Here is a 13,493-nt window from a genome sequence, read left to right as displayed (position 1 = left end):
GGCCGTGCCGGCTCTTCTCGTTCAGGGCCGGGACTCGATCGGTAGACCTCGTCATCCCAGCGACTTTCCTCTGTCATCCCCGCGCAGGCGGGGATGACGGAAACAAATATGGGTTCTCAACCTAGTGGACCGTCGTGCCGTTCATCGCCGGACGCTGCCCGGTGGAGCGATGGCCTTGCGGCGCGGCGATGGTGAAGCTGGCGGCGCTGTCGGCCAGCGTGTCGACTTCCCGGGTGAGGTTGCGCGCGGCGGCGGAGGTTTCCTCGACCATGGCGGCGTTCTGCTGGGTACCCCGATCCATGTCGCCGACCGCGTCGCTCACCTGGCCGATCGCATGCGACTGAGCGTTGTTGTCCTCGGCCATGGTGCCGATCAGCGCATGGACCTGGCCGACATCGCCCGAGATATCGGCCAGGGCGCCATCCACCTTCTGCACTGCGTCCACCGCGGCGACGATGTCGGTCTGGGTGGCGGTCAGCTGGTCGCGGGCGCGGCCGGCCTCTTCCTCCGCCCGCATCGCCAGCGCCGACACCAGGTCGGCGACCACCGCGAAGCCGCGGCCCGCCTCGCCGGCGCGCCCGGCCTCCACCGCGGCGTTCATCGCGAGCACGCGGGTCTGGAAGGCGATCTTGTCCAGCCCCTCGATCACGCCGTCGATGCCCTTGGCGCTCTCGCTCACCCGCGTCATCGCCTGCACCGCTTCGTCGGCGATCGCGCGGCCGTTGCCGACCACGGCGATGGCGCCATCGGCGCGCGACAGCGTCTCGTTGGCCGAGAGCGCGATCGACTTGAGCCGATGATCGATCGCGTGGATGGCAGCGGAAGTCTCTTCCAGGCTTGCGGCATTGCTCTCGGTGCGGCGGGCAAGGTCCTCCGAGGCGGAGGCGATCTCGCTCGCGCCGGTGCGGATATTCTCGGTGCCGGTCACGACATTGCCGATCAATGTGCGCAGACCCTGCGCGGCATCGTTGAAGCTGCGCTTGAGGGCAGCGAAGGGGCCGGTGAGATCGGCTTCGATCTCGACGCTGAGATCGCCGCGCGCCATCGCATCGAGGCTGGTGCCGATCGTATCGACGATCAGGCGGGTCTGCGCCTCCTTGGCGGCTTCGGCAGCCTTGAGCTTGTCGCGGAAGGCATCGATCGCCTGGGCCATGCCGCCCAGCTCATCCTCGCGATCGGCATGGGGAACGCGGACCGACAGGTCGCCGCCGTCCAGCGCGCGCATCGTGTCGGCGAGGTCGAGCAGCGGGCGAACCAGCAGGCGGCGCGCGGCCTGGGCGAGCAGGAACGCGGCACCCATGCCGGCCAGCAGCGTGATGGACAGGATGATCATCGCCACGGTGCCGAGCGCCGCGGAACTGGCTGCGATCTGGTGCGCATGCGTGTCGATCGCGTCCGACGCGACGCCCATCGATTTCTCCAGCGCGCGGAACTGTTCCATGAAGGCAGGCATCTGCGCGCGGGCCGCGACCGGATCGCTGCCGGCGGCTTCGACGATCTTCTGCGCGGCGGCGGCATAGGCGTCCATTGGCGCCTTGAGCTTGCTCGTCGCCGCGACGATGCTGTCGACGCCCGTGAAGGCGGCATCCTTGTCGATCGCCGCGGAGAGCGTGCCGAGATGCTCCTTCAGGTCCTTCAGCGTCTCCTGGCGTGCGGCGTCGCCACCCCCAAGCAGCGCGCCCAGCACGTCCGCGCGCACCGCGTCGTGCATCATGTCGGCTTCCATATGGTTCTGGAGCAGCGTGGCCGCGGTTGCCTGTTCGGCGATCGCGCCATTCTCCTTGGCCACGATGAAAAGGCCGGTGCTCCCGGAAAGGGCGGTGATGCCGATCAGGACGGCGGCGGCCTGCGTCGTGGCTTTGTTCAGCGACGTGATCTTCACGAGAAGTCTCCCGTGCGGAAGCCTCCGCGGCGTCCGCCTCCGAGCCAATTATAGGGGGCGGCCACCCCGGCTCGGTGGGAGCCCTCTATTATTGTGTCCGGGGGGTTTCACAGAGCGGGGGCTTGCATATGGGTAGGACGACGCTTGGCGGGGGCTCGACGGCGCTCGCATTGCTTTTCTCGACATCGGCACTGGCACAGGAGACCGGCGAGCCTGCCCTGGATATCGGCGCAACGTATCGCGTCGACCTGTCGGGGATCGCCGCCGACGGCCGCCGGATGCGCAGCTTCGGGCTCGACGACCTGAACATCGAGGCGGATGGGGATCTGGCACGGCTGATCGGCTGGAAGGAGGCGCGCTTTCATATCGGCCTGCTCAACAATCTCGGCGGCCGGCCCAATGGCGTGGCGGGCACGCTGCAGGGCGTCGACAATATCGAAGTCGCTTCGCCCAAGCTGCGCCTGTTCGAGATCTGGGTGGAGCAGAAGCTGGGCGGCGCGACGACGTTGCGGGCCGGCCTCTACGATCTCAACAGCGAATTCTATGCCAGCGAGGCGTCGGGCCTGCTGCTCGCCCCGGCCTTCGGCGTGGGCTCGGAGATTGCGGCAACCGGCCCCAACGGCCCCTCGATATTTCCGACCACCGCCTTGGCGATCCGCGTCGAGCAGCGCTTCGGCGGCGCGGGCTTCGCGCGAGTGGCGGTGTTGAATGCCACCGCAGGCGCGCTTGGCGACGATCGCGGCTCGGCGCTCGATTTCCACCACGGCGCGCTGCTGATCGGCGAGGCGGGGCTGGAGAAGGACGGCGACAAGCTGGCGCTCGGCGCCTGGGGCTATACCCGGCGGCAGGACGATATCGCCGATACCGACGACACCGGCAATCCGATCCGCCGGAAAGCGCGGGGTGCCTATGTGATCGCGGAGAAGGCGCTGGGCGACCAGGACGGGCCCTTCGCCACCAGCCTGTTCGCCCGCGCCGGGATATCGGACGGCAGGACCACGCCCTACAGGGGCGGCTGGCAAGCGGGCTTGCGCGCCGCCCATGTGGTGCCCGGTCGCGATGACAGCCAGCTCTCGATCGGCGTGAACCAGGCCTATCTGTCGACCGGCTATCGCGACCTGCTGCGGGCCGGCGGCGCCCGCACCGCAGCGGCGGAGAATGCGATCGAACTGACCTATTCCGATCGCCTCGCCAGCTTCCTGACGCTGCAGCCGGACCTGCAGTTCATCTGGAATCGCGGTGGCGACGAGGATGCGCCGCGCGTCACCGTGATCGCGTTGCGTGCCACGCTGGAGTTCTGAGAGCAGCGCCCCGGCGCGCGTGAAATAATTGTAATCTATAGATCAGGTTTAGTTGATCCGGTTTCGCATAACACTTGGCTATGACTCGCGTTGTTCTTGATAAGGCCTGGCGCGATTTGCTGATTGACCGTGGTGTGTTGTGTTCATAGTGCACCGTGCAACTCTAGTGGGACAAGCGAAATGCCCGTGACCTTCGCGCCGGAGGCTGTTCCGGCGAGGTTTCCGCGCAAGTTGCGCGAACTACATGGTGCCCATTTCGACTCGACCGTCTGGAACGACCTGGCGTTTCGCGGCGACGATGTGGTGGTGGCCGGCTATGCCGGATCGGGCACCGGCTGGGTGCAGCAGATCGTCGCACAGCTGGTGTTCAACGGAGATCCCGAGGTTTCGATCGCGGACATCTCGCCCTGGGTCGATTTGCGCGTCGGCCCGGTGCTGGCGCGGCTCGCCATGCTGGAGGCGCAGACGCATCGCCGCATCCTGAAGACGCATCTGCCGGTCGATGCGCTGCGCTTCAGCCGCCAGGCCAGATACATCCATGTCGCACGCGACGGGCGTGACGTGGCGTGGAGCCTGCACAACCGTCATCTGCACGCGGCCGATGCCTGGTATGCGATGCTCAACGACACGCCGGGCCGGGTCGGCCCGCCGGTGCCGCGCGCCAATCCCGATATCGCCGAATATTTCCGCGAATGGCTGGGCGGCGACGGTGCGCCCTTCTGGCCCTTCTGGGAGAATGTCCGGAGCTGGTGGGCGGTGCGCGGCCTGCCCAATGTCCATCTCGTCCATTTCGAGGCGCTGAAGCGCGACATGGCGGGTGAGATCCGGCGGATCGCCGATTTCCTCGAGATCGAAGTCGATCCGCCAAGCTGGCCGCGCATCCTGCGCCATTGCGGCTTCGACTGGATGAAGGCCAATGCGCCTCAGGTCGCCCCGCTGGGCGGCGCGCTCTGGGAGGGCGGCGCCGAGACTCTCATCAACAAGGGCACCAATGGCCGCTGGCGCGATGTGCTGACGGCCAGGGACGCGGCCGATTACGAAGCCGCCGCGCTGGCCGAACTCGGCCCCGAAGGTGCCACATGGCTTGCAGGCGGCGCGGCAGCGTAGCGGCCGGCCGCTTGCAGATCGAGGTCCATGCGCCGAAGTAGGGCGCATGGACCTCGACGCACTGCTCGCCCATTATTTCGGCACCGACGAACCGGAGGCGCTGGACGATGCTGCCCGCGCGCGCGGTGAGGAGCGGCTGCGCATCGATTTCGGCGTGGAGCAGGAGCCTTCGCGCAAGTTCGCGCTGTGGGTGGTGATGGAGGGGCTCGGCATCGCGCCCCTGCCGGCCCAGGCCTTCGAGAAGGCGCCCGCGCTCAAGGCGGCGGCGGAGAAATATCTCGACGCGGCGTGGCGGCTGGAGCGGGAATAGGCAGCTTCCCCGGCGCATTGCTCATGGCATGGCGGCGGGCCCGCAGGCTTCCGCCCGCCCGAGCAGGAAGCGCCTTTCGCCTTCGTTGCGCGTGAGCGATGCCGCCCGGACGAACTCGGCCCTGGCTTCCTCCAGCCGTCCGGCACGGAACAGGAAGTCGCCGCGCGCGGCGGGGAGGGGCGCATAGTTGCGCAGCATCGCCGCTTCGGCGAGCTGGTCGGCAATGGCGAGCCCCGCTTCGGGTCCGAAGGCCATGGAATGCGCGACTGCGCGATTGAGATCCACCACGGGAGAGGGAAGGAGCGTGCGCAACCGGTCGTAGAGGCCGGCGATGCGCGGCCAGTCGGTCGCCTCCGGCGTCAGTGCCCGGGCATGGCAGGCGGCCAGCGCGGCCTGCAGCGCATAGGGGCCATCGGCTCCGCCCAGCGCTTCGGCCCTGTCGAGGGCGGCGAGCCCGCGGGCGATCATGCCGCGGTCCCAGCGGGCGCGATTCTGCTCCGGCAGCGGCACGAACGACCCGTCACGGGCGGTGCGCGCGGCGAGCCGGGAGGACTGGATCTCCATCAGGGCGAGCAGGCCATGTACCTCCGGCTCCTCGGGTGCCAGGCCGGCAAGGATGCGCCCGAGCCGCCGGGCCTCGTCGCAGAGCGCCGGCCGCACCAGATCCTCGCCCCTCGTGGCGGCATAGCCTTCGTTGAAGATCAGGTAGATCACCTCCAGCACCGAGGCGAGGCGGCCGGCGCGCTCGCTGCCCCGCGGCACTTCGAAGGTGAGGCCCGCTTGGCCGATCGTCTTCTTCGCGCGGACGATGCGCTGGGCGATCGTCGGCTCCGACGTGAGGAAGGCGCGGGCGATCTCGTCCGTGCCCAGGCCGCCGATCAGGCGCAGCGTGAGTGCCGCACGCGCATCGGGCGAGAGCACCGGATGGCAGGCAGTGAAGATCAGGCCGAGCAGTTCGTCGCCCACATCGTCGTCCATGGCCGCCTCCATGTCCTCGACGCTGGTGTCGCGCGCGGTCTCGAGGTCGCGGCCGATCTCCTCGTGCTTGCGCGCGCGCATCTTGTCGCGACGCAGGCCGTCGATCGCGCGGCGCTTGGCCGCCGCCATCAGCCATGCGCCGGGATTGTCCGGAACGCCGCGCGCCGGCCATTCGGCGAGCGCGACGAGCAGCGCGTCCTGGGCCAGTTCCTCGGCGCGGCCCATATCGCGCAGCATCCGGGCGAGCCCGGCGATCAGCCGCGGCTGCTCGATCCGGAAGACCGTTTCGATCGTGCGCTGGATATCGGTCGCCGCCACGCCGCCTGTGTGGCCTTCACGCGCGGCGAGGGCAAGCGGCGGGCGGCGACCGGTGCGGTGTCAGCGGCCTTCGGTCTCGGCGCGCAGCCGGGCTTCGCGCTCGGCGATCTCGGGCGTCACGATCTCGGCGAAATCCTCCATCTCGAAAAAGGGACGGATCTCGATCTCGCTGGGCCCGAACATCGGATTGGGGCAGCGTTTCACCCATTCGACTGCTTCGTCCATGTCCTTGACTTCCCACAGCCAATAGCCGGCGACGAGCTCGCGGGTCTCGGCGAAGGGGCCGTCGATCACGGTGCGGCCGGGCCCGTCGAACGCCACCCGCTTGCCGGCGGAGCTGGGCTTGAGCCCGTCGCCGCCTACCATGATGCCGGCCTTCACCAGCTCTTCATTATACTTCATCATCGCGTCGAGCAGCTCGGTGGTGGGCATCACGCCCTTTTCGCTGTCCTCGGTCGCCTTCACGAAAACCATCATACGCATCGTTCTTCTCCCAGGGTTCCTCGAAGCGCCATCGCTCCGCATCCTGACGACGATCCGGGACTCGCGGAATCGACAGGGAATGAAAATATTTCTCGCGCGCCTCAGGCGACGCCGAGCTTGCCGCGCGTGCCCTCGCGGGGCGCCGAAAGCGCTTCCTCGGTGAGGAACTCGGCCAGGTCCGCCGCCTCGAAAAAGGGGCGGATCTCGACTTCGCTGGTGCCCGACATCGGGTTGGGACAGCGCTTGGCCCAGGCCACCGCCTCGTCCATGTCCTTGACTTCCCAGATCGAGAAGCCGGCGACCAGCTCGCGCGCCTCGGCGAACGGCCCGTCGATCACCCGGCGCTCGGCACCGTGATAGAGGATCCGCTTGCCCTCGACGCTGGGCTTGAGTCCGGCGGCGGCCACGAACACGTCGGCCTGGACCAGCTCCTCGGTGAATGCGTCCATCGCCGCCCAGGCCTCGGCCGTGGGCGGCACGCCGTTCTCGCTATCCTCGCTCGCCTTCACGAACACCAGTACGCGCATCGTTCATCTCCTTTGATCGAAGCGGCATCCGCTTCGTATCCTGACGACGAACGAGGTTGAGGGGAATCGACAGGGGGTTGAAAAATAATCTGCCGGGAGTTGGAGCGGGTCCGCGCTGACGCCGGGCTGACACGAGCCTGTGCAGCGTATAGCTTGCCCATCCGGATGAAACGCGATGTAACGGATTCTGCCCGCACGGGGCTGGTCGATGCGCTAGCCCGTGTCGCCCAGGGCGATCGCGATGCGCTGCGGCGTGTCTATGATTCCACTTCGGCGAAGCTGTTCGGCGTCTGCCTGCGTATCTCCCGCGACAGGGAAACCGCAGAGGATATCTTGCAGGAAGTCTATCTCAAGATCTGGAACCGCGCCGGGCGCTTCGATGCGCAGCGGGCAAGCCCGATTACCTGGCTGTGCACGATCGCGCGCAACACGGCGATCGATCGCCGCCGTGCCGCCGGCCCCCTGTTGTTGCCCGAAGAGGAAGCGGCTTGCGTAGCGGATGATTCCGCGAGCGCGATCGAGCTGATCGAAGAGGCTGAGGAGCGCGCGCGGATATTCCATTGCCTCGATGCGCTCGATCCGCAGAAGGGCGGCGCGATCCGCTCGGCCTTTTTCGACGGGCTCACCTATCCCCAGCTTGCCGAGCGCATGGCCGTGCCGCTTGGCACCATGAAGAGCTGGATCCGTCGCGGCCTTGCCCAGCTCCGGCAGTGCCTCGATGGCTGAGCCGGTGATGTCTCCCGAAGAGCGCGACATGCTCGCGGCCGAACTGGCATTGGGCGTGCTGGAGGGCGAAGCACTGGCGCAGGCGTTGCGCCTGAAGCTGGCGGACAAGGCCTTCGCTGTACAGGTCGAGGCATGGCAGGCGCGGCTGGCGCCGCTGAGTACGGGTTTTGGGGAGATTCCAGGGCCCGATATCTGGCCTGCGATCCAGCGTCGGCTCGACGGGTTCGAGCGGGCTCGACCAGCAGGCACTTCGCATTGGTGGCGGATCGCGGCCCTGGGCTCGGGCGCACTGGCCGCATCGCTGGCGCTGATGCTGCTCCTTCGGCCGGCGCCCGCTCCGATCACCATCGTCCGGGCGCCTGAGCAGATTGCGGTGGCGCAGCTCGACGGCGGCGAGAAGGGCGCGCTGCTCGCCGCCAGCTATGATGCAACGGCCGGTGAGCTGCGCATTCGTGCGATCCGCATGCCGGACTCCCGGCTTGCGCCCGAACTGTGGATCATTCCCGCCGACGGCGTGCCGCGGTCGCTCGGCCTGGTGGCCGCGAATGGCAGCAGCCGCATAGCCGTGCCGGCGACGCATCGTGGCTTCGTGGAAGAGGGGGCGACGCTCGCCGTGACGATGGAGCCGCGCGACGGTGCTCCGCATCGGGCGCCCAGCAGTTCGCCAGTCGCCGCCGGAAGAATCTCGAAGATCTGAAGCGGGCGCGCATCCGCCACGCCTTCCGCGCCGTAGCTCCCTCCGGCACCACCTCCAGGTGCCCGGAGAAGGAGCCAGAACATGCCCAGCGTTAAGCAGATGTTTCTCACCGCCGCCGCTTCGGCGTTGCTCGCCACGGGAGCCGTGGCGGCGATCCAGGACTATCCGATGGTCGGTGGCGCGGCGATGTATCCCACCAAGAACATTGTCGAGAACGCGGTAAATTCGAAGGATCATACGACGCTGGTCGCGGCAGTGAAGGCGGCCGGGCTGGTCGACACGCTATCGGGCCCGGGGCCCTTCACCGTTTTCGCGCCGACCAACGAAGCCTTTGCCAAGCTCCCCGCCGGCACCGTCGAAACGCTGGTGAAGCCCGAGAACAAGGCGATGCTCACCAAGATCCTCACCTATCATGTGGTGTCGGGCAAGATGAGCGCGGCCATGCTGGCCAAGGCCGCCGCCAGGCATGGCGGCAAGGCCATGCTGACGACCGTGCAGGGCGAGAAGCTCACCGTCACCAAGGGGCCGGACGGGTCTTGGTGGGTTGTCGATGCCAAGGGGGGCAAGGCGAAGATCACCATTGCCGACGTCAATCAGTCGAACGGGGTGATCCATGTGATCGACTCGGTGCTGATGCCCTGATCCGAGTCGGGCTCGTCCTGGCTCCCAAGACGAGCCTGGTGCCTGCCGGCCATGGTCCCATCGGTGCCGGCAGGCACCAAAACAGCTTCAAAGGAAAACCGCCGCCCGGTTGCCCGGACGGCGGTGTTTCGTGGGTCAGCCGAGGCCGAACTCAGGCGATCATTCGCCGTCGTTCAGATACTCGCCGGCATCCGCGTCGGTGCCATGGCCCGAGGGCACGACCGAGGCGAGCGGATCGCTGCCGGTGCCTTCCGAGTCACGCACCGAGCGGGCGAGCTCGGCGGCATGCTCCTCGGCGGCCGAGTTCGGCGCCACCAGCGCGTTCTGCAGCGCACGCTGCTGGACGCGCAGGGCAGCGTCGCGGCTCGACGCGGCGACACGCAGGCGGTTCATGCCCGCGCCGGTGCCGGCGGGGATGAGGCGGCCGACGATCACATTCTCCTTGAGGCCGATCAGCGTGTCCTGCTTGCCCTGGACCGCCGCCTCGGTGAGGACGCGGGTGGTCTCCTGGAACGACGCCGCCGAGATGAAGCTGCGGGTCTGCAGCGACGCCTTGGTGATGCCGAGCAGGATCGGCTTGCCCTGTGCGGGGGCCTGGCCGGGAGCCAGCTTCTCGTTGGTCTCGTCCATCTCCGAACGATCCACCTGCTCGCCGGGGAGCAGGGTGGTGTCGCCGGCATCGGTGATCTCGACCTTCTGCAGCATCTGGCGAACGATCACCTCGATGTGCTTGTCGTTGATCTTAACGCCCTGCAATCGATAGACTTCCTGGATTTCCGACACGAGATATTCCGCGAGCGGCTCGATGCCGAGCACCTCGAGAATGTCGTGCGGATCGGGCGAGCCGCCGATCAGGTTGTCGCCACGCTTGACGTAGTCGCCTTCCTGGACGTCGATCACCTTCGACTTCGGAACCAGATACTCCACGACCTCGCCGCCATCGTCCGGCATGATGCCGATCTTGCGCTTGGCCTTGTAGTCCTTGCCGAACACGACACGGCCCGAGACCTTGGCGATGATCGCGTTCTCCTTGGGCTTGCGCGCCTCGAAGAGCTCGGCGACGCGCGGCAGACCGCCGGTGATGTCGCGGGTCTTCGCGCTTTCGCGCGCCACACGGGCGAGCACGTCGCCGGCCTGCACCGTCGCACCGTCCTCGACCGAGAGCACCGCGCCGGGGGCCAGCATGTAGCGGGCGGCCTCGGCGGCATTGTCGCCGGTCAGGGTCAGGCGAGGACGCAGGTCCTCCTTCGACTTGCTGGCGACGCGATACTCGGTGACGACGCGCTGGGCGATGCCGGTCGCTTCGTCGGTCTGTTCGGTGAGCGTCTTGCCCTCGAGCAGGTCCTGGTACTTCACGACGCCGCCGGTTTCCGTGATCACCGGCATGGTGAACGGATCCCATTCGGCCATGCGATCGCCCTTCGAGACGATATGGCCATCGTCGAACATCACATAGGCGCCGTACGGGATCTTGTGCACGGCGAGCTCGCGCCCGTCCATGTCCAGGATCGCCAGCTCGGCCGAACGGCTGAGCACCACGCGGCGGCCACGCTGGTCTTCGATGATGCGAACGTCGCGGAACTCGACCTTGCCGTCTACGGGGGCTTCGAGGTTGGACTGCTCGTTGAGCTGCGCCGCGCCGCCGATGTGGAAGGTACGCATCGTCAGCTGCGTGCCCGGCTCACCGATCGACTGCGCCGCGATGACGCCGACGGCTTCGCCGATGTTCACCGGCGTACCGCGGGCGAGGTCGCGGCCATAGCACTTGCCGCAGACGCCGATCTTGGCTTCGCAGACCAGCGGCGAGCGGATCTTCATGCCCGGGATGTTCAGCGCCTCGATCTTCGCGACCGCCGCCTCGTCGAGCAGGGTGCCCGTCGGGATGACGACTTCGCCGGTCTTGGCGTCGACCACGTCTTCCGCGGTCGTGCGACCGAGAATACGCTCGCCGAGCGACGCGATGGTCGAGCCGCCCTGGACGATCGCGCGCATTTCCAGCGCCCGCTCGGTCCCGCAGTCCAGCTCCATGATCACGCAGTCCTGCGACACGTCGACCAGACGGCGGGTCAGATAGCCCGAGTTCGCCGTCTTCAGTGCCGTGTCCGCGAGACCCTTACGAGCACCGTGGGTGGAGTTGAAATACTCAAGGACGGTCAGGCCTTCCTTGAAGTTCGAGATGATCGGCGTCTCGATGATCTCGCCCGACGGCTTGGCCATCAGGCCGCGCATGCCGGCAAGCTGCTTGATCTGCGCCTGCGAACCACGCGCACCCGAGTGGGCCATCATGTAGATCGCGTTGATCGGCTTCTCGCGGCCGGCATTGGGGCCGTCCTCGTAGCGCTTCACCGCCTTGATCTCGTCCATCATGGCCGCCGCCACCTGGTCGCCGCAACGGCTCCAGGCGTCGATCACCTTGTTGTACTTCTCCTGCTGCGTGATCAGGCCGTCCTGATATTGCTGCTCATAGTCCTTCACCAGGGCGCGGGTCTCGTCGACCATCGCTTCCTTCTGCTGCGGGATGATCATGTCGTCCTTGCCGAACGAGATGCCCGCACGGAAGGCGTGCCGGAAGCCGAGCGCCATGATCGCGTCGGCGAACAGCACGGTCTCCTTCTGGCCGGTGTGGCGATAGACCTCGTCGATCACGTCGCCCACATCCTTCTTGGTGAGGAGGCGGTTGACGGTGTCGAACGGCACCTTGTGGCTCTTCGGGAGGCACTCGCCGAGCAGCATGCGGCCCGGCGTGGTCTCGAAGCGCTTGAGGTACTGGTTGCCCTCTTCGTCGGTCTGCGGGACGCGGCTGATCACCTTGGTGTGCAGGGTGACCGCGCCGGCCTCGAGCGCCTGGTGCACTTCGGCCATGTCGCCCAGCAGCATGCCTTCGCCCGGCTCGCCTTCCTTGAGCATCGACAGGTAATAGAGACCCAGCACCATGTCCTGCGACGGCACGATGATCGGCTTGCCGTTCGCGGGGCTCAGGATGTTGTTGGTCGACATCATCAGGACGCGCGCTTCCAGCTGGGCCTCGAGGCTCAGCGGAACGTGAACGGCCATCTGGTCACCGTCGAAGTCGGCGTTGAAGGCCGAGCAGACCAGCGGGTGGAGCTGGATCGCCTTGCCCTCGATCAGCACCGGCTCGAACGCCTGGATGCCCAGGCGGTGGAGCGTCGGCGCGCGGTTCAGCAGAACCGGGTGCTCGCGGATCACTTCGTCCAGGATGTCCCAGACTTCCTTGCGCTCCTTCTCGACCCACTTCTTGGCCTGCTTCAGGGTCATCGAGAGACCCTTGGCGTCCAGGCGGGCATAGATGAACGGCTTGAACAGCTCGAGCGCCATCTTCTTCGGCAGGCCGCACTGGTGCAGCTTGAGCTCCGGACCGGTCACGATGACCGAGCGGCCCGAATAGTCGACGCGCTTGCCGAGCAGGTTCTGACGGAAGCGGCCCTGCTTGCCCTTGAGCATGTCGGACAGCGACTTGAGCGGACGCTTGTTCGCACCGGTGATGGTGCGGCCGCGGCGGCCGTTGTCGAACAGCGCGTCGACGGCTTCCTGGAGCATGCGCTTTTCGTTGCGGACGATGATGTCCGGCGCACGCAGCTCCATCAGGCGCTTCAGGCGGTTGTTGCGGTTGATCACGCGGCGATACAGATCGTTGAGATCCGAAGTCGCGAAGCGGCCGCCGTCCAGCGGCACCAGCGGGCGCAGCTCGGGCGGGATGACCGGCACGACGTCGAGGATCATCCACTCGGGGCGGTTGCCCGAATCGATGAAGCTCTCGACGACCTTCAGGCGCTTGATGATCTTCTTGGGCTTCAGTTCCGACTTGGTGACCGCCAGCTCCTCGAGGAGCTCCTTGCGCTCGCCTTCCAGGTCGAGATCCATGAGCATGATCTTGACCGCCTCGGCGCCGATGCCGGCCGAGAACGCGTCCTCGCCATATTCGTCCTGCGCGTCGAGCAGCTCGTCCTCGGTGAGGAGCTGGAACTTCTCGAGCGGGGTCAGGCCCGGCTCGGTGACGATGTAGCTCTCGAAGTACAGGACGCGCTCGAGCTGCTTGAGCTGCATGTCGAGCAGCAGGCCGATGCGCGACGGCAGGCTCTTCAGGAACCAGATGTGCGCGACCGGGGCGGCCAGTTCGATATGGCCCATGCGCTCGCGGCGGACCTTCGAGACGGTCACTTCCACGCCGCACTTTTCGCAGACGATGCCCTTGTACTTCATGCGCTTGTACTTGCCGCACAGGCACTCGTAGTCCTTGATCGGACCGAAGATGCGCGCGCAGAACAGGCCGTCACGCTCGGGCTTGAACGTGCGGTAGTTGATCGTCTCGGGCTTCTTGATCTCGCCGAACGACCAGCTGCGGATGCGGTCCGGCGACGCGATCCCGATCTGGATCTGGTCGAAGGTTTCCGGCTTGGCGAGCGGGTTCGCGAAGTTGGTAAGTTCGTTCATTTTTCAGTCCCTCTGGAGGGTCAATTCTTCTGGGCGGGGGCAGGGGAGAGCGCTGCCCTTGGAAGGGCAG

General features: G+C 67.0%; 10 protein-coding genes and 1 pseudogene. 6 read left to right on the top strand and 5 right to left on the bottom strand.

Annotation, left to right across the window (positions count from 1 at the left end):
• Positions 1–121: 121 nt before the first annotated feature.
• Positions 122–1,882: a methyl-accepting chemotaxis protein gene (locus BGP17_RS01115; protein ID WP_286710739.1), complete on the bottom strand. Its 1,761-nt coding sequence runs from the start codon at positions 1,880–1,882 to the stop codon at positions 122–124.
• 128 nt (positions 1,883–2,010) lie between these two features.
• Here BGP17_RS01115 and BGP17_RS01110 point away from each other — a divergent pair, with 128 nt between their 5' ends.
• The 3 genes from BGP17_RS01110 (at position 2,011) to BGP17_RS01100 (ending at position 4,600) form a co-directional block, all read left to right on the top strand.
• A complete protein-coding gene (locus BGP17_RS01110; protein WP_286710738.1) occupies positions 2,011–3,183 on the top strand; it encodes a carbohydrate porin in 1,173 nt (390 codons plus the stop codon).
• A 231-nt stretch (positions 3,184–3,414) separates the two neighbouring features.
• Positions 3,415–4,290, top strand: a complete 876-nt coding sequence (locus tag BGP17_RS01105) for a sulfotransferase domain-containing protein (protein WP_286710737.1) — start codon at positions 3,415–3,417, stop codon at positions 4,288–4,290.
• A 46-nt stretch (positions 4,291–4,336) separates the two neighbouring features.
• Positions 4,337–4,600, top strand: a complete 264-nt coding sequence (locus BGP17_RS01100) for a hypothetical protein (RefSeq protein WP_167300800.1) — start codon at positions 4,337–4,339, stop codon at positions 4,598–4,600.
• 21 nt (positions 4,601–4,621) lie between these two features.
• Here BGP17_RS01100 and BGP17_RS01095 read toward each other — a convergent pair whose 3' ends face one another.
• The 3 genes and pseudogenes from BGP17_RS01095 to BGP17_RS01085 form a co-directional block, all read right to left on the bottom strand.
• Positions 4,622–5,896 (bottom strand): RNA polymerase sigma factor, encoded by a 1,275-nt coding sequence (locus BGP17_RS01095; RefSeq protein ID WP_286710736.1) that lies wholly within the window; start codon positions 5,894–5,896, stop codon positions 4,622–4,624.
• Between the two features lie 132 nt (positions 5,897–6,028).
• Positions 6,029–6,379, bottom strand: a pseudogene (locus BGP17_RS01090) (YciI family protein); the annotation flags it as partial.
• A gap of 101 nt (positions 6,380–6,480) precedes the next feature.
• Complete coding sequence (locus BGP17_RS01085; protein WP_353681855.1) at positions 6,481–6,906, bottom strand: YciI family protein; 426 nt, start codon at positions 6,904–6,906, stop codon at positions 6,481–6,483.
• Positions 6,907–7,071: 165 nt separating this feature from the next.
• Here BGP17_RS01085 and BGP17_RS01080 point away from each other — a divergent pair, with 165 nt between their 5' ends.
• The 3 genes from BGP17_RS01080 (at position 7,072) to BGP17_RS01070 (ending at position 8,971) form a co-directional block, all read left to right on the top strand.
• Entirely contained in the window at positions 7,072–7,632 is a 561-nt protein-coding gene (locus tag BGP17_RS01080; protein ID WP_286710735.1) for a sigma-70 family RNA polymerase sigma factor, read from the top strand.
• On the top strand, positions 7,625–8,329 hold the full coding sequence (locus BGP17_RS01075; RefSeq protein WP_286710734.1) for an anti-sigma factor: 705 nt from the start codon (positions 7,625–7,627) through the stop codon (positions 8,327–8,329). Before BGP17_RS01080 ends, BGP17_RS01075 begins: the two co-directional genes overlap by 8 nt.
• A gap of 99 nt (positions 8,330–8,428) precedes the next feature.
• Complete coding sequence (locus tag BGP17_RS01070) at positions 8,429–8,971, top strand: fasciclin domain-containing protein (protein ID WP_380926309.1); 543 nt, start codon at positions 8,429–8,431, stop codon at positions 8,969–8,971.
• 159 nt (positions 8,972–9,130) lie between these two features.
• Here the strand turns inward: BGP17_RS01070 and rpoC are convergent, their stop codons facing one another.
• Entirely contained in the window at positions 9,131–13,423 is a 4,293-nt protein-coding gene (gene rpoC, locus BGP17_RS01065; protein WP_167300793.1) for a DNA-directed RNA polymerase subunit beta', read from the bottom strand.
• Positions 13,424–13,493: the final 70 nt, after the last annotated feature.

Source organism: Sphingomonas sp. 67-41, from assembly GCF_001899725.1.
GTDB lineage: Bacteria > Pseudomonadota > Alphaproteobacteria > Sphingomonadales > Sphingomonadaceae > Sphingomonas > Sphingomonas leidyi.
This window is presented reverse-complemented; position numbering and strand designations above follow the sequence as displayed.